This window comes from Achromobacter insolitus, from assembly GCF_002209555.1.
GTDB classification, from domain to species: Bacteria; Pseudomonadota; Gammaproteobacteria; order Burkholderiales; family Burkholderiaceae_B; genus Achromobacter; species Achromobacter insolitus.
In genome coordinates, this window is the sequence record NZ_NJIF01000002.1 from 26,491 (window position 1) to 42,149 (window position 15,659).

General features: G+C 61.0%; 15 protein-coding genes. 7 read left to right on the plus strand and 8 right to left on the minus strand.

Going from position 1 to position 15,659, the window contains the following annotated elements; genetic code table 11:
* The first annotated feature begins 71 nt into the window (after positions 1 to 71).
* Positions 72 to 1,238 carry a pyridoxal phosphate-dependent aminotransferase gene (locus tag CEY08_RS05595; RefSeq protein WP_042795873.1) on the plus strand — a complete coding sequence of 389 codons (1,167 nt, stop codon included), beginning with the start codon at positions 72 to 74 and terminating at the stop codon, positions 1,236 to 1,238.
* A gap of 206 nt (positions 1,239 to 1,444) precedes the next feature.
* Here CEY08_RS05595 and CEY08_RS05600 read toward each other — a convergent pair whose 3' ends face one another.
* The 5 genes from CEY08_RS05600 to CEY08_RS05620 all read right to left on the minus strand — a co-directional run bounded on the left by CEY08_RS05600 (position 1,445) and on the right by CEY08_RS05620 (position 6,787).
* A complete protein-coding gene (locus CEY08_RS05600; RefSeq protein WP_063639107.1) occupies positions 1,445 to 2,971 on the minus strand; it encodes a tripartite tricarboxylate transporter permease in 1,527 nt (508 codons plus the stop codon).
* The gene (locus CEY08_RS05605; protein ID WP_042795871.1) at positions 2,968 to 3,405 is read right to left on the minus strand and encodes a tripartite tricarboxylate transporter TctB family protein; all 438 of its coding nucleotides are present in this window, start codon (positions 3,403 to 3,405) and stop codon (positions 2,968 to 2,970) included. Before CEY08_RS05605 ends, CEY08_RS05600 begins: the two co-directional genes overlap by 4 nt.
* A gap of 111 nt (positions 3,406 to 3,516) precedes the next feature.
* On the minus strand, positions 3,517 to 4,515 hold the full coding sequence (locus CEY08_RS05610; RefSeq protein ID WP_076816844.1) for a Bug family tripartite tricarboxylate transporter substrate binding protein: 999 nt from the start codon (positions 4,513 to 4,515) through the stop codon (positions 3,517 to 3,519).
* 120 nt (positions 4,516 to 4,635) lie between these two features.
* The gene (locus CEY08_RS05615) at positions 4,636 to 6,120 is read right to left on the minus strand and encodes a sensor histidine kinase (RefSeq protein ID WP_088607611.1); all 1,485 of its coding nucleotides are present in this window, start codon (positions 6,118 to 6,120) and stop codon (positions 4,636 to 4,638) included.
* Positions 6,110 to 6,787 carry a response regulator gene (locus tag CEY08_RS05620; RefSeq protein WP_076816846.1) on the minus strand — a complete coding sequence of 226 codons (678 nt, stop codon included), beginning with the start codon at positions 6,785 to 6,787 and terminating at the stop codon, positions 6,110 to 6,112. Before CEY08_RS05620 ends, CEY08_RS05615 begins: the two co-directional genes overlap by 11 nt.
* Positions 6,788 to 7,276: 489 nt before the next feature.
* Here CEY08_RS05620 and CEY08_RS05625 point away from each other — a divergent pair, with 489 nt between their 5' ends.
* Positions 7,277 to 8,644 (plus strand): ClcB-like voltage-gated chloride channel protein, encoded by a 1,368-nt coding sequence (locus tag CEY08_RS05625; RefSeq protein WP_063961624.1) that lies wholly within the window; start codon positions 7,277 to 7,279, stop codon positions 8,642 to 8,644.
* Between the two features lie 61 nt (positions 8,645 to 8,705).
* On the opposite strand, the gene CEY08_RS05630 is transcribed toward CEY08_RS05625, so the two are convergent.
* The gene (locus tag CEY08_RS05630; RefSeq protein ID WP_063961623.1) at positions 8,706 to 9,155 is read right to left on the minus strand and encodes a GNAT family N-acetyltransferase; all 450 of its coding nucleotides are present in this window, start codon (positions 9,153 to 9,155) and stop codon (positions 8,706 to 8,708) included.
* Between the two features lie 186 nt (positions 9,156 to 9,341).
* On the opposite strand from CEY08_RS05630, the gene CEY08_RS05635 reads away from it, so the two are divergent.
* Positions 9,342 to 9,677, plus strand: coding sequence for a hypothetical protein (locus tag CEY08_RS05635; protein WP_063639112.1), 336 nt, complete (start codon positions 9,342 to 9,344; stop codon positions 9,675 to 9,677).
* Positions 9,678 to 9,704: 27 nt separating this feature from the next.
* Here the strand turns inward: CEY08_RS05635 and CEY08_RS05640 are convergent, their stop codons facing one another.
* On the minus strand, positions 9,705 to 10,262 hold the full coding sequence (locus CEY08_RS05640; RefSeq protein ID WP_076816850.1) for a hypothetical protein: 558 nt from the start codon (positions 10,260 to 10,262) through the stop codon (positions 9,705 to 9,707).
* A 42-nt stretch (positions 10,263 to 10,304) separates the two neighbouring features.
* On the opposite strand from CEY08_RS05640, the gene CEY08_RS05645 reads away from it, so the two are divergent.
* Complete coding sequence (locus CEY08_RS05645) at positions 10,305 to 10,661, plus strand: hypothetical protein (protein WP_063639113.1); 357 nt, start codon at positions 10,305 to 10,307, stop codon at positions 10,659 to 10,661.
* Between the two features lie 44 nt (positions 10,662 to 10,705).
* Here the strand turns inward: CEY08_RS05645 and mnmE are convergent, their stop codons facing one another.
* On the minus strand, positions 10,706 to 12,058 hold the full coding sequence (mnmE, locus tag CEY08_RS05650; RefSeq protein ID WP_076816853.1) for a tRNA uridine-5-carboxymethylaminomethyl(34) synthesis GTPase MnmE: 1,353 nt from the start codon (positions 12,056 to 12,058) through the stop codon (positions 10,706 to 10,708).
* A gap of 115 nt (positions 12,059 to 12,173) precedes the next feature.
* Here mnmE and CEY08_RS05655 point away from each other — a divergent pair, with 115 nt between their 5' ends.
* From CEY08_RS05655 to CEY08_RS05665, 3 genes are read left to right on the plus strand one after another with little or no spacing between them, the layout of a single operon-like run.
* Positions 12,174 to 13,760, plus strand: a complete 1,587-nt coding sequence (locus tag CEY08_RS05655) for an ABC transporter substrate-binding protein (protein WP_063639115.1) — start codon at positions 12,174 to 12,176, stop codon at positions 13,758 to 13,760.
* 7 nt (positions 13,761 to 13,767) lie between these two features.
* A complete protein-coding gene (locus CEY08_RS05660) occupies positions 13,768 to 14,742 on the plus strand; it encodes an ABC transporter permease (protein ID WP_076816855.1) in 975 nt (324 codons plus the stop codon).
* On the plus strand, positions 14,739 to 15,659 hold the full coding sequence (locus CEY08_RS05665) for an ABC transporter permease (RefSeq protein ID WP_042795860.1): 921 nt from the start codon (positions 14,739 to 14,741) through the stop codon (positions 15,657 to 15,659). Before CEY08_RS05660 ends, CEY08_RS05665 begins: the two co-directional genes overlap by 4 nt.

The window sequence follows — 15,659 nt, forward strand, 5'->3', positions numbered from 1 at the left end:
AACCGAATTATGAGTTAGTGGGATACTTACGAAAACTCTCTCTGCTAGCAACGTTCCCTCTCGCGTCCACCATGATCCGATCCAAACTTCCCGACGTTGGCACCACCATCTTTACCGTGATGAGCCGCTTGGCCATCGAGCACAAAGCCATCAACCTGGGCCAGGGCTTCCCCGACTTCGACCCCGACCCCGCCTTGTGCGCGCTGGTATCCAAAGCGATGGCCGACGGCCACAACCAGTATCCCTATATGCCCGGCGTCGCGCCGCTGCGTGAGGCCATTGCCGCCAAGACGCGCGAACTCTACGGCCATGCCTACGATCCCGAAACCGAGATCACCGTCACCAGCGGCGCTACCGAAGCGCTGATGGCAACCGTGCTGGCCGCCGTGGGCAGCGGCGACGAAGTGGTGGTCATCGAGCCCTGCTACGACTCCTATCTGCCGGCAATTCGCCTGGCGGGCGGAACGGCGGTGCCCGTGCCCCTGCGCGCGCCCACCGAAGCCGATCCCTACTACCGCATCGACTGGCAGCGCGTACGCGACGCCATCACGTCCAAGACGCGCCTGCTGATGCTGAATTTTCCGCACAACCCAACGGGCGCGGTGCTTGACGACAGCGACCTGGACGCGCTCGAAGCCATTGTCCGCGACACTGGCGTGCTGCTGGTGTCAGACGAGGTCTACGAACACATCGTGTTCGACGGCAAGCCCCATGCCAGCGTGGCGCGCCGCCCGCTGCTGGCCGAACATGCCTTCGTGATCTCTTCCTTCGGCAAGACCTATCACACTACAGGCTGGAAAATCGGCTACTGCTGCGCGCCGCGCCAGCTGAGCGCCGAACTGCGCAAAGTACATCAGTTCATGGTGTTCACCGTACCCTCGCCCATGCAGTTCGCACTGGCGGAGTTCATGCGTGATCCCAAGCCTTACCTGGATTTGCCGGCTTTTTATGAAGCCAAGCGCGACCGCCTGGCGCAAGGCCTCGCCAAGACCCGCTTCCGGCCCTTGCCCAGTCCTGGCACGTTCTTCCTGCTGGCCGACTACAGCCAGATATCCAGGCAGAACGAAGCCGACTTCGCGCGCGACCTCACGGTGAATCACGGCGTCACGGTAATTCCGGTGTCCGCGTTTTACCGTCAGCCCGACGCGGCCGAATCCAACCATCGCATCGTGCGTTTCTGCTTCGCCAAAAAGGATGCAACGCTCGATGCCGCGCTGGAACGGCTGGCCCGGGTCTGAGAGTTCTAGAATTCTTGAAAAATCTCGCCACCCCTATATTCAAGGGGTTTTATTCAAAAACATGAATAAATACTCGCGTTTAAGAGTTCGGCAATCCGTATGGATTCATGAATAAAAAAAGGGCGCCCATAAGGCGCCCTTTGCAATATCCGGTTCAGATCCCGCGGCCGGCTGCTGCCCTTTACAACAGCCGCGCCGCCATCGGATCAGACCGGACCAGCGGCAAGCTTTTTCGCTGCGCGCATGCGGCGCATGATTTGCGGCAGGATCACGACCGCGGCCGCCCCCACCCACATCGCGATCGACACCGGGCTGGCAAACAGCACTGCCACGTCGCCGTCGGTCATGGACAAGGCGCGACGCAGGTTCTGCTCCATCATGTTGCCCAACACCACGCCCAGCACCAGCGGTGCCATCGGGACACCGAACTTGCGCAAGAAATATCCCAGGGCACCGATGCCGGCCACCAGCAGCAGGTCGAACGTGCCCGCGTTAATGGCGTAAACGCCGATATAGCTGATGCAGAGGATGCCAGGCACCATCAGCCATCCCGGCACCGACAACACTTTGGAGAAGAACCGTACGAGCGGCACGTTCATGATGAACAACAATACGTTCGCCACGAACAACGAAGCGATCAAACCCCACACGAGCTCGGGCTTGGAATCGAACAGGACCGGGCCCGGTGTGATGTTGTAGAGCGTCAGCGCGCCCATCATCACGGCAGTAGTACCCGAGCCCGGTACGCCCAGCGTAAGCATAGGGACGAACGAACCTATGGCCGAAGCGGTAGCAGCAGCTTCCGGCGCCACCAGACCACGCATATCGCCCTTGCCGAACTTGGCTTCGGGATCCTTGGCCTCGATGATGCGCTTTTCCTGCGAATACGCCACGGCTGCAGCCACGCTTGCGCCGGCGCCAGGCAATACGCCCACGCCAAAGCCCACCAGCGAACTGCGCACCACGCTCCACCAGGTGAGCGCCATTTCCTTCAGGTTGAAAAGTTTGCGACCACTGGGCTTGACCTCGACGCTGTGGCCGGACATCACTTTCTCAAGCATTTCCAGCATTTCGCTGACTGCAAACAGCGCGATCACCACGACCACGAATTCGATACCGTCGGCCAGGTGCACCGATTCGAAGGTATAGCGATACACGCCCGAGTTAGCGTCCACGCCCACGACCGAAATCGACAGGCCGATCATCGCCGCCAGCACACCCTTGACGGGCTGCTTGCCCAGCAGGCTGGTCAGGCAGCAGAACGCGAAAATCATCAGCACGAAATATTCGGCAGGGCCAAAGGCGAGCGCCCATTTGGCCAGCAAGGGCGCCAGCAGGATGATGCCCAACACCGACACGATGGCCCCGAAGAAGGCCGACCATGCCGACAGCGACAGTGCCACGCTGGCCAGGCCCTGGCGCGCAAGCGGATATCCGTCCAGTGTCGTCATGATGGCACTGGCCTCGCCCGGCACATTAAGCAGGATCGCGGTGATGCGGCCGCCATACTCAGCGCCTACGTACACGGCCGCCAACAGAATCAGCGCAGTCTCCGGCGGCAGGTTCATGGCGAAAGCGATCGGTATCAGCATGGCCACGCCGTTGACCGGTCCCAGGCCGGGCAGCACGCCCACCATGGTTCCGATGAACGAACCGATCAATGCCACCAGGATATTTGTCAGCGAAAAGGCTACGCCAAAGCCGATCGCCAAGTGATCAAGGATGCCGCTCATATCAGGGTCTCCAGCAAACCGGTAGGCAGGACGACGTCCAGCACCTTGTCGAACAGCAAGAAAAACAAAACGCTCATGACGGCGCCGCCAATCGCGCATTTGATCCAGCCGCCTCCGAACAGGCGGCCCACGAATATCGTCATCAGGGTGGTTGCGATCACGAAACCCAGCCACTGGAACAGGAAGGCATACGCCACGGCGAACCCCATCATCAGCGCGATGCGGGCGTTTGCGCCGGGAGGATTGGCCTCGACCTGATGACCGCCCTTGTAGATGAGCCATAAGCCGCACAGGCCGATGATCAGCGCCAGCAGCAGCGGAAAGGCGCGCGGGCCCACCGGCTCATAGGCGAAGGGGGCTTCGATTCCCCAACCCGCCGCGGTCATGAAGGCGGCCAGCGCAAGCGCCGCCACGCCCAGTATTCGATCGTTCATGATCACTTTTCCGTTGTAGTCGCATCGCGCGGCGCAGCACTCCCCTGCCGCCGCGGCAATGCCGGCGGCGGGGAATCCTGATTGGCGCAACAGGGAGAAACGCCTTGCGGCTTACTTCTTGACCAGGCCGAAGGAGTCGGCCAGTTCGCCGTAGACCTTGACCTGGTTCTTCACGTAGGCGTCGAGGTCGGGACCCGTCTTGTTGAAGGGAAACAGGCCTTGCTGCTGGCGCAGCTTGTCGAACTCGGGCGAAGCCGTGGTCTTGTTGAAAGCGTCGACCCAGAACTGGTAGTCGCTGTCCGACACCTTCGGGCCCACATAGAAGCCGCGGATGATGGGCCAGACGATGTCGTAACCCTGCTCCTTCGCGGTGGGCACGGTGCCCAGCTTGCCAGGCAGGCGCTGATCGTTGAACACGGCCAGCACGCGGATAGGGGCGCCGCCTTCCAGCATGGTGAACGCTTCCGCCGCATCGCCCATGTAGGCCTGGATGTGGCCGCCGCGCAAAGCCGTCACGGCCTCGCCGCCGCCTTCAAAGGCCACGAAGCGCATCTTCTTGAAATCCACGCCTGCAGCCTTCGCGGTCAATGCGGCCTTCATCCAGTCCTGGCTGCCCACGGTGCCACCGGCGCCGAGAACGATCTTGGTCGGATCCTGTTTAAAAGCTTCCATCAGGCTCTTCAGGTCCGTGTACGGAGAATCGTTGCGGACCACTGCCACGCCGTAGTCAGTACCGATCGCGGCCAGCCAGCGCACGTCATTGACGTTGTACTTGCCGAACTTGCCCTGGGCCAGGTTCAACAGCGAACCGCCCGAGAAGGCCACGATGGTGCCCGGCTCGTTCGGGTGTTGCGCCACGATGTTGTTGTAGGCCACGGCACCGATCCCGCCGGGCATGTAGACGATGCGCATGGAGGTCTTGAGCGCACCGCTTTGCTTCAGGCCTTCGGTGGCCAGACGGCAGGTCAGGTCGAAACCGCCGCCGGGCTGGGCAGGCGCGATGCATTCCGGGCGGCGCGGCTCTTCGGCCGCGTGAGCGGCGCCCAGGTTCAGGGTAATCGCGCCCAGCGCCGCGAAGGCGGCCAGGCGAAGTTTCAGACGAGTCTGCATTTTTTGCGTCTCCGAGATTTATAGGTCTAGGTATGGCTGGAAGCTCTGCTCAGACAGTTCTTTGCGCAATAACGCCCCCAGTGAACGCAACCGTACAAAACCCAAGCTTTCCAAAAGCTTTCAAAAACCGCTGTTTTCCTGGTGCGTCGCAGCATCGGACCCGCTTTCCAGGGTAAACACCAATGCCGCCCTCAAGCCAGGCAGGGGCACGCGGTTCTCCAGTACCAGCCGCGCCCCAAGGATCTCGGCGATGGTCCCTACGATGGCGAGCCCCAGGCCGGCGCCAGGCTTGTTTTTGCCCGCGGCGCCCCGGCGAAAACGAATGCAGGCGCGGGCGATGTCTTCCGCCGACATGCCGGGGCCGCTGTCCTCGACCACCAGCCTCGCCAGCCCAGGCTCGATGAGGACCTTCACCGTCACTTCCCCCGCTGGCGATGTGTAACGGATGGCATTGTCGACCAGATTGCTGACAGCCTCCCTCAGTAGCCACTCCGCTCCTTGGACGACCACAGGCCGTGTTTCGGCCTCCAGACCGACATCGAGCTGGCGGGCACGGGCCGTGGGAAGCAGGCTGCGGATGACGGCGTCGGCCAACTCGACCAGGTCCACCGGTTCCGGGTTGAACCCGCCTTCGGCCAGGGAGGCGTCTTTAGCGCGCGCCAGAGCGAGCATCTGGTTGGTGGTGCGTACGGCCCTGTCCAACCCTTCTTGCATCGCCAGAAGGGCTGTACGGACCTCCTGGGGGTCTGTTTCGCGCAAGGCGTAGGCCGTCTGGGTCCGCAAAACCGACAAAGGGGTGCGCAACTGGTGCGATGCGTCGTCCAGGAACTGACTCTGGACCCTCGCCTGGGCCGCAAAACGGGCCATGTGGAGGTTTACGGCCGCAACTAGGGGTAGGACCTCCCCTGGCATGTCCGAAGCGCCTACGGGGCTTAAATCGTCCGCAGAACGCCCTTCCACCTCCTGGCGCAACCTGGCCAGGGGGCGCAAGGCCATGAAAACCCCCAGGATGATCACCAGGACGCTGATCAGGATCACGGCAAGATCCCGCTCCACGGAACGAACAAGCACCTGGTGCAGGAAGGCCTGACGGGTATCCAGGCCCTCGGCCACCTGCACAATCACCCGTCCCCCTTTATTTGCATAGAGCGGCGGATCCATGGTCCGCGCCAGTGCTGCGACCCGCACAGGCGTTCCCTGGTAGTCGGCATAGAAAAAGCGTGGTTCACCGGAAACGAGCGGGTCGGCGGGCATGGGCAGCCCCGGGCTGCCGATTTCCGCCAGCCCGTCCTCGGTAGCGACTCGGTAGAACACGCTGCCATTGGCCGTCAGCTCGAAAAATTCCAGCATCAGGTATGGCTGCTCCATGGCTAATCCACCGCTGGCTGTGGATATGTTGTGGTCGATGGCGCGCAGCGCTCCAGCGAGCGACCGGTCATAGGCAGTGTCGACCTGATTGCGCAACTGATGGTTCGACAGCCACAAGGCTCCCATCATCACGAAAACCAACGTCGGAATCAGCCACCAGAGAAGTTGGGTTTTCAGGGTGCGATTGCGTCTTTTCGCCGCGAAAAATCCATTTTTTTCCGCACTTCTAGTTGTCAACAAGGTTCTCCAGGCAGTAGCCCATGCCCCGCATGGTCACGATTTGCACACCGGTATCCGCCAATTTCTTGCGCAACCGGTGCACTACGACCTCGATGGCTTCCAGGTTTATGTCCGCATCGTCGGTCAGGATGCGATCCAGGATCTGCTGCTTGTTGATGGGTTCGCCGCTTTTCTGGATCAGTACACGCAGGACCGAGTGTTCACGTGGGGATAACTGCAAGGGCTGTCCGCCAACCGTGAATTTTTGAGCAGAAGTCTCGAAAACCAGGTTTCCAAGCGTGAGCCGCGGATGTTCCCGTCCGCGGCTACGTCGGATGAGCGCGATCAATCGCGCTTCCAACTCTTCCACAACAAATGGCTTTGGCAGGAAGTCGTCCGCTCCCTGATGCAGCGTGCCGATTTTTTCGGCTAGCGAATCGCGCGCGGTCAAGACCAGGACCGGCGTACGGTCGTCCCGCGCGCGAATCTTCGCGAGCAAAGTATGGCCATCCATGCCCGGAAGTCCGAGATCCAGGATGACCGCGTCGAATTCTTCCATTGCCAGCCGTCTTTCGGCGACCAGCCCGTCATCAGCCCATTCAACAACGAAACCCGCGTGCCTGGCCAGGCTTCTTGAAAGCCAGCGAGCAAGTTCGGCTTCGTCTTCTATCAGGAGGATGCGCATGGACGGAGTCCGGGGGGGGATGGCTGGGCGGAATGGGAGAGCATGTTTGGCTTTTCCTTAATTTCTCTTTATATAAAGACTAATGATTAATAAGGCCTGTGGATAACTACCTTAACCTTGAAAACCTCTTTTTTTTCATCCACTTGGAAGCGTTTTTGCCTGTGCAAGAACTCTGTGTGGGAAAAAAGCTGAAGTTGGACAAGATTTTGGACCCTGGCCAAAACCCCTGCTTGTTCAACTTGCCTCCACAAAATGTGCACAAGGCGTCTCCTTAGGAGTTATCCACAGGCCCTTTCTGCCTGACCGGTCCCAAAACCGGCACTTTTACCCCGAAAAATGCCCTGCTGCCTACCCGCTTTTTTGCCTTCCAGGACGCCTTCAGAGGGCCTGTAGGGCGTTCGCGGAAAGGGGGGTTCCAGGGGATGTGCGCAGCGATTCTTGACTGGGAACTGAACAAAAAGTGAGCAGCTTCCGCCGTAGAATCCCGCCATGGCGACAGAAATCAGAATCAAGAAATCGGGCTGGGCGATCTGGCTCAGAACCCGTCTGCTGGCGGACAATTTGCCGGCCACGCTCTGCGCGGCGGCGCTGATGGGCTTGCTGGGGGCGCTGGCCACCGTGGTCTTCCGCGAAATGCTTGGCTGGACGCAAACTTTGCTGGGAGGAGAAGACGTGCCTCACGGCATGGTGTCGCTGGCGCGAGGCCTGAATCCTTGGGAACGCTTTCTGATGCCTGCCATCGGCGGCGCCATTGCCGGCGTGATCCTCCAAATGGCGGCCAAGTGGCTACCCAGGCGCGGCGCAGCGGACTATATGGAGGCAATTTCAGTCGGGCGCGGAGTCATCGGCTTTCGCCAGACGGTCGCGCGCAGCCTGTCATCGATCTTTTCCATCGGCTCCGGCGCTTCCATCGGCCGTGAAGGCCCCATGGTGCAATTGGCGGCGATGTTGTCATCCCTGACTGGCCGCTACCTGGTCCTGCCGCCCCGGCATTTGCGCTTATTGGTTGCCTGCGGTGCCACTGCGGGAATCACGGCCGCGTACAACGCGCCCATCGCCGGCGCCTTGTTCATTTCAGAGATCGTCTACGGAGCGATTGCATCGGCCACGCTGGTACCGCTGGTTGTATCGTCGGTCGTCGCCAATATCGTGACGCGCCAGATCCTGCATTACGACGCCGTTTTTCACATGCCCCCTTTCACGTTCATGTCGGGATGGGAGGTCATCAATTACCTGGGGCTCGGTGTGATCGCCGGCCTGGCGGCGCCACAGTTCCTGCGCTTTCTCGATACGGCGCGGGCCGCATTCGCCCGTGTGCCCGCGCCGCTATGGGCCCGCATGGCACTGGGCGGTTTGATCGTCGGCGCTTTGTCGGTGGTGAACCCCGAGGTCTGGGGCAATGGGTATAGCGTAGTCAACAGCATGTTGCACACGCAGTGGGCCTGGCAGGCCGTGGCCGCCATCCTGCTTTTGAAAACGTTGGCTACCGCGGCAAGTGTGGGATCAGGTGCGGTCGGCGGTGTATTTACGCCCACGCTGTTCGTGGGGGCGGCACTTGGAGCCCTGTACGGCACGGGCTTGCAGGCCTTGTTTCCAGCGGGCGACCTGTCAGCGGTGTCCAGTTACGCCGTGGTGGGCATGGGCGCGTTGCTGGCTGCGACTACGTATGCGCCCTTGATGTCGATCCTGATGATTTTCGAGATGACGCTCAGCTATGAAGTCATGCTGCCGTTGATGTTGGCTTGCATAACGGGCTATGTGATCGCGCATCGGATACGGCCCGATTCCGTCTACGCGAAGTCGCTGGCCAGCAACCGCCGCGCGCAGCGCGTGATGGCCGGGACGCGCGAGCCGTGATCAGGTTTTATTTATGTGAATAAATACTCGCATCTTATCGGAATGATTAAAAAGCCCTTATTTAAAGGGCTTTTTTCATGAAGACGCGCTTCAAGCCTATCTCTTCGGCTCGATGGGTTTCCACATATCCGTACCGCGTGTAGATAGCGATGTTCTCGGTCATTTTTTCCTGCGTGTAGAGGCGGATGCTGGCATAGCCCGCCAGGCGAGCCGCGCTTTCGGCGAACCGCAGCAAGTCTCGGCCGTAGCCTTTGCCCTGCGCCGAAGGCGCAACCGCGATATTGTCGAGCAGCATGCAATCTGCCTCGGGAATCAGCACCAGGACGGCCTGCACCACCCCTTGGGCGTGCAGCACATGGACCACGCCTTGCGCGACACGGGTGGCGTAATCGTCCCGCATCGGGCCGGGTATTGCACCGATGCGCTTGACGTAGTGTCCGTAGGCTTGGGCGACGATTCGCTCGATGTCGGCCAGATCGTCGGGGGTGGCGAGGCGTATGTCTGGGACCATGCCGAATCCTGAATGATGCGGAAGTGACCGCCGGAAGGAATACCGGAATATAAGCCGCGGGGCGGGCGGCAAGATTGTTTTATCAATTAGTTATAAAATTTATAACTAATCGTTTGCGTGTATACCCCGAAGATGATGAGCGATCACCGAAGAAACTGGCTGAGTGATCCCATACCAGGAGTGTCAATGGCACCTAATACGTCGTTTCCGGCCCATGGCGAGCCCGAAAACTTATGGACCGAGTACGCAAGATTCCATGAGGCATGTTCGGGCGTTCTTGCGCGGGTAGAGCAGCGCCGCGACGGCGGTATCGCCTTGTCGGAAAGCGAGCAGGCGGAGTTGAGAACCATGGCGCTCAACCTGAACGCATTTGGCAGGGTGCTGCATGGCAAGAGAGCCAAGGAAATGCGCGCGCTGGCCGAGCGTGTCGAGCGGGTATTGGTCAACGCCGGTTCGGTACCCCATGCTGTCGCCCAGGAGACCACTGAGTCTGAAGACAGCTCTGCCGCCGTGACGGGCTGAGTTCGCGTACGCGAGAACTTCATGCCGTCAGGCGGGCCGTCGTCGCAACATCGTACGGCCCAACGCAGCGATCATCTTGAGCGTGTACAACACGAACAAGGATCCCGTAATGTCTCCGGTCAGCATAGCTATGAAGCCGTCCGCCAGCGCTGCCCTTTCTCCCTGGAGAAAGAACCAGAGATGATGAATCGTGGAGTTCATCAACGCATAGACCAGCGCGCAGATCAGAAGGCGCCAGGCCGTGAGATTGCCAAGGTCGGGTTGCAGCCGCAGTGTCGACCTGGCCCAACGGTAGGCGAGATACGGCGCGGTGGCCGCCATGATGCCGCCGGCCAGGGAACGGAGTACGTCGTCGGGAAAGTAATAGAAAAAGCAGGCGATCCAGGAACCGGCCAACAGCCCTAGCGCTGCAGGCAGTCCGAACAGCAACGTGCATATCAGGCGCACGCCTGCCGGCAGATAGATCCAGTTAATGCCGCGCACAAACTCCAGGTTGGTGAACACCCACTCATTGACTGCCAGACTGCCAAGGAACAGCACCACTGTCACCAGAGCCCATTTGCCCTGATCTAGAATGTTCTCCATACCTCTAATCCCGCCGCTTATCGGTCGCTGCGTCCATTATCCATGAAAGAAAAAAAGAGGCCCGCCGACATTTACATGCGCTTTTTGCGCCTGGCCGACGCACTGCGCGGCCTGCCTTCCTTGCCGTCGCTCGACCCCATGGAAGAACGCATACTTACGTTGATCGCACGCGCGTCACAGGAAGAGCGCCGGCTGTCCGTGCGCGATGTCATGGCAGTCGATAGCATCGGTTCGCCTGCGACCCTGCACGCCCGACTGAAGTCGATGCGGGAAAAAGGCTGGGTGTTGCTTGTCGATACCGAGGATGCGCGCCGCAAGCAGGTGGAGCTCAGCCAGGCCGCGTTGCTGCATTTCGACCGCTTGTCTGAATGCCTGGTGGAAGCGACGCGCAAACCTTGAACTTCCAGATGCAGCTGCGGCGGCGCAGCACGCTGCATTGCACGCTATTTCCCGATACAGAAGCTCGAGAAAATCTCCCCCAGCAGATCGTCACTGGTGAACTTGCCCGTAATGCTCGACAGGCTGTCGTGCGCCAGCCGTAGTTCTTCCGCAAACAGATCCAGTACCCGGTCGTCTTGTTGCGCGTGCACGCCGGCAAATTCGAGGTGTTCCGCCGCGTCCTGCAAGGCATGCAGATGCCGCTCGCGCGCCAGCCAGGGAGATTCGCCCCCGGGGTTCCAGCCGGCGATGCGCAGCAATTCGGCGCGCAACGCGTCCAGGCCTGCGCCGCGCTTGGCGGATATGCCGAGTTCCTGAGGGCCGGCTGCGAAGGGTGTGGATAACAAGTCCACCTTGTTGAAAACCTTCAGGACCGGCGTGCGCGGCGGCAGGCGCGCGGTGATCTGGGCGTCGAGCTCGTCGCCTGGCTGGGTGGCATCCTGCAAATGAAGGATAACGTCGGCGCGCTCGATTTCCTGCCACGTGCGTGCGATACCTATGCTCTCCACGGTGTCCTCTGTTTCCCGCAGACCTGCCGTGTCGACAATGTGGAGGGGGACGCCGTCGATATGGATTTCCTGGACGACCTTGTCGCGGGTCGTGCCCGCAATCGGAGTGACGATGGCAATGTCGTCGCCGGCCAGCGCGTTGAGCAGGCTGGACTTGCCCACGTTAGGTTGTCCGGCCAGAACCACGTGCAGGCCTTCGCGCAGGATTACGCCCTGACGGGCTTGCGCGATCAGCTTGGAGAGATCCGCGGTCAGCGCTTCCAGGGTGGGGCGGGCCTGATACTTTTCCAGGAAGTCGATTTCTTCCTCAGGGAAATCCAGGGTGGCCTCTACCAACATGCGCAAATGGATGATGCGATCCGACAGATCATTGACACGTGCCGAAAATTCCCCCGACAGCGACGCCATGGCGCCGCGCGCGGCGGCCGTCGACGAGGCCTCGATCAAGTCGGCCACGGCTTCGGCCTGGGCCAGGTCCATGCGGTCGTTCAAAAAGGCGCGGCGCGTGAATTCGCCGGGCTCGGCCAGCCGGATGCCGAGGTCGCGGCCGGCGGCGAGACAGCTTTCCAGCACGCGGCGCAGCACGGCGGGCCCGCCGTGTCCCTGCAGTTCGAGCACGTCTTCGCCGGTATAGGAATGCGGCGCGCGAAAGTAAATGGCGATGCCTTCGTCCAGCAATTCGCCGGCGCCGGATTTGAATGGCAGGTAATGCGCATGGCGCGGTGTGAGTTCCCGCTGGAACAGGCGCCGCACCAGTTCAGAGAGGTCCGCGCCGGAAATGCGAACGACGCCGATACCGCCTCTTCCGGGGGCGGTTGCAATGGCGGCAATGGGGGCGTAGGCGGACATATTTCGGGCAAGGCAAGGCGAGAACAATAAGGGAATATAACTGTTGCGCCGTCCCTTGTTTGCTGGTTAATGTGGCCCGGAGGTTCAAAACCCGAAACAATCCTGGGAGATCACAATGGCATCTCGGTTTTCGCGTGTCTTGGCCTGCGGCTCGGCCGCGGTAATGTTGGCCTTCGGCACATTCAGTTCGGCTATGGCCCGCGATCTGGTGATCGCCTTGAAGACCGAACCGTCCTCCATGGATCCGCAGTATCACGCGCTCACGCCCAATACGCAGATCTCCCAGACCATTTTCGACACGCTGGTCGCCACGGATGCGCAGCTAAAACCGCAGCCCGCGCTTGCCGAGTCCTGGACCGTGGACGGCAAGGTCTGGACTTTCAAGCTGCGTCCCAATGTGAAGTTCTCCGACGGCACGCCGTTCACGGCGGAAGACGTGGTCTTCACTTATGCGCGTGTGCCGAAGGTACCGAACAGCCCTTCGCCATTTACGCTGTACTTGGGTTCGGTCGAGAAAACCGAAGCCGTGGATCCCAGCACTGTGCGCATCACCACGAAGGACGTGGCGCCTAATCTGCTGGTCAACCTGGCGCAATTGCCCATCATGTCGAAGAAAGCGGCGTCCGGCCCCGCCGCGGAAGGCAAGACGACCACGGAACTCAATAGCGGCGACGGTTTGATCGGCACCGGTCCTTATAAGTTTGTGTCATGGAAGCGTGGCGCTGAATTCGTGCTGGCGCGCAATGACAACTATTGGGGCAAGAAGCCCGAATGGGATCGCGTGGTCTACCGCCCGATCAGTAATGCCGCCGCGCGCGTGGCGGCATTGCTTGCCGGGGACGTCGATATGATCGAGGATCCTCCGACCGATGACCTGCCCAAGCTGAAAGGCGACAAGAAGCTATATGTAGAGGAAACGCCATCGGTGCGCGTCGTGTATGTGGCGCTGGACCAGTTCGCCGAGCCCTCGCCCGGCGTGCAGGGCACGGAGAAAAACCCGATGAAGGACAAGCGGGTGCGCGAGGCCCTGTCCCTGGCCATCAACCGCGATGCATTGGTCGAGCGTGTGATGGGGGGCGTGGCGCTGCCCGCGGGCAATCTGCTGCCCTACCCGATGTTCGGTTCCAGCAAGGAACATTCCAAGGCGCCCAAGGCCGACGTGGAGAAAGCCAAGGCGCTGCTGAAGGAGGCAGGCTATCCCAACGGATTTTCCATCACACTGGGCTCGCCGTCGGGACGTTACGTCAATGATTCGAAGGTGGCGCAGGCGATTGCATCGATGTGGACCCGCATCGGCGTGAAGACCAGCGTGGATGCGATGGCGCCCCCGGTGTTCTTCAAGAACCGGGACAGCTACGCGTTCTCGGCCTATCTGGCGGGTTGGTCCGTGACCAGCGGCGAGATGTCCAACGCGCTGACTTCGCTGCTGGTGACGCGTAACCCGGAAGCGGGTCTGGGCACCACCAACCGCAGCCGCTATTCGAATCCCAAGATGGACGCGTTGGTGAAGGAAGCGTCGTCGACCATGGATGACGCCAAGCGCGCGGATCTGTTGTCCAAGGCCAGCAATATCGCCATGGACGACTACGCCATGCTGCCCGTGCATTTCGAACTGTCGGTGTGGGCCATGAAGAGCGACATCCGCTATCAAGGCCGGCCCGACCAGGTCACGCTTGCGCAGTTTGCAACGCTGAAGAAGTAAGGTTCTAGTGCTTGCAACGATCGTAAGAAGGCTGCTGCAGACCATCGTCGTCATGCTCGTCATGTCGGCGTTGGTCTTTGCCGGTATCTACATGGTGGGCGATCCGGTGTCTATGCTGGCGAGCCCCGAGGCGACCGAAGCGCAGCGCGCAGCGGTGCGCGCATCGTTGGGGCTGGACCTGCCATTGTGGCGGCAGTACCTGATCTTCATGGGCCAGGCTGTGCGTGGGGATTTTGGCAACAGCTTCCTGACGGGCGAACCGGCCATCAGGCTGATCCTGGAACGCATGCCGGCTACCGTGGAGCTGGCCTGTGTGGCCATGCTGCTATCGGTGCTGATCGGCGTGCCGCTTGGCATTCTGGCAGGCCTCAAGCCCAAGGCGGTCGGTTCACGCGCCATCATGACGGGCTCGGTGCTGGGATTCTCGCTGCCCAATTTCTGGGTAGGCCTGATGCTCATCATGGTGTTCGCGGTGATCCTGGGCTGGGTGCCGGCGGGCGGACGCGGACAGACCGTCAGTATCGGGTCGCTGCAGCTCAGCGTGCTGACCTTCGACGGCTGGCTCAGCCTGGCGTTGCCCGCGGCGACGATTGCGTTCGCCAAGTGCGCGATGATCATCCGCGTGACGCGGGCGGCCACACGGGAAGCCCTGCCGATGGACTACATCAAGTTCGCGCGCGCCAAGGGCCTGTCTGAAAAGCGCGTGCTCGGCGTGCACCTGCTCAAGAACATCCTGATTCCCGTGGTGACGGTGGCGGGGCTGGAGTTCGGCCAGGTGATGGCTTTCGCCGTCGTCACCGAAACGGTTTTTTCCTGGCCAGGCATGGGCAAGCTGCTGATCGATTCCATCATCAACCTGGACCGTCCGGTGGTGGTGGCGTATCTCCTGCTGATCGTGTTCTTCCTAGTCATGTTGAATCTGGTGGTGGACATCATCTACACGGTGCTGGACCCCCGCGTACGCTTGGATAGCCGCCGATGAACACACCTGCCACTGCGGCCTCGCCGCCGGTCCAGGCCAAGGAGCAGACGCCTTGGCGCCGCTTTCTGTCGGACTTCTTCGCCAGCAAGTTGGCGACGCTGGGCCTGGTCATGCTGGTCGTGATAGTGGGGGCGGCACTGCTTGCGCCATGGATTGCGCCGCAGAATCCCTACGACCTGGCGACGCTGGACATCATGGACTCCAAACTCAAACCGGGCAGCGAGAGCGGCGATGGCAGCATGCGCTACTGGCTGGGTACGGACGGCCTGGCACGCGATCTGTTTTCGGCCATTCTGTATGGCATGCGCACCAGTCTGCTTGTGGCCAGTGTGTCGGTGTTGGCAGCGTTCGGAATCGGGGCTACGGTGGGTTTGGTGGCGGCGTATTTTGGCGGGCGGATCGACGCCTTGCTGATGCGGGTTGTGGATATCCAGTTGTCGTTTCCCGCCATCCTGGTCGCATTGATGCTGCTGGCGATCCTGGGCAAAGGTGTGGATAAGGTGATCATCGCCCTGATCGTGGTGCAGTGGGCGTATTTCGCGCGCGCCGCACGCGGCGCCGCGCTGGTCGAGCGCGGCAAGGAATACGTGGAAGCAGCGCGCTGCATGTCGCTTTCCTGGGGGCGCGTGCTGTTTCGCCACGTGCTGCCCAATTGCATGCCGCCCTTGATCGTCATCGCCACCATTGACCTGGCGCACGCGATTGCGCTGGAGGCCACATTGTCGTTCCTGGGCGTGGGCGTGCCCGTGACCGAGCCTTCGCTGGGCATGCTGATCTACAACGGCTTCGAATACCTGTTGTCCGGCCAATACTGGATTTCCTTCTTCCCGGGCATTGCGCTGGCGCTGGCCATCATCGCCATCAACCTGGTGGGAGATCACCTGCGCGATGTGCTCAACCCGCGCCATGCGAACTGA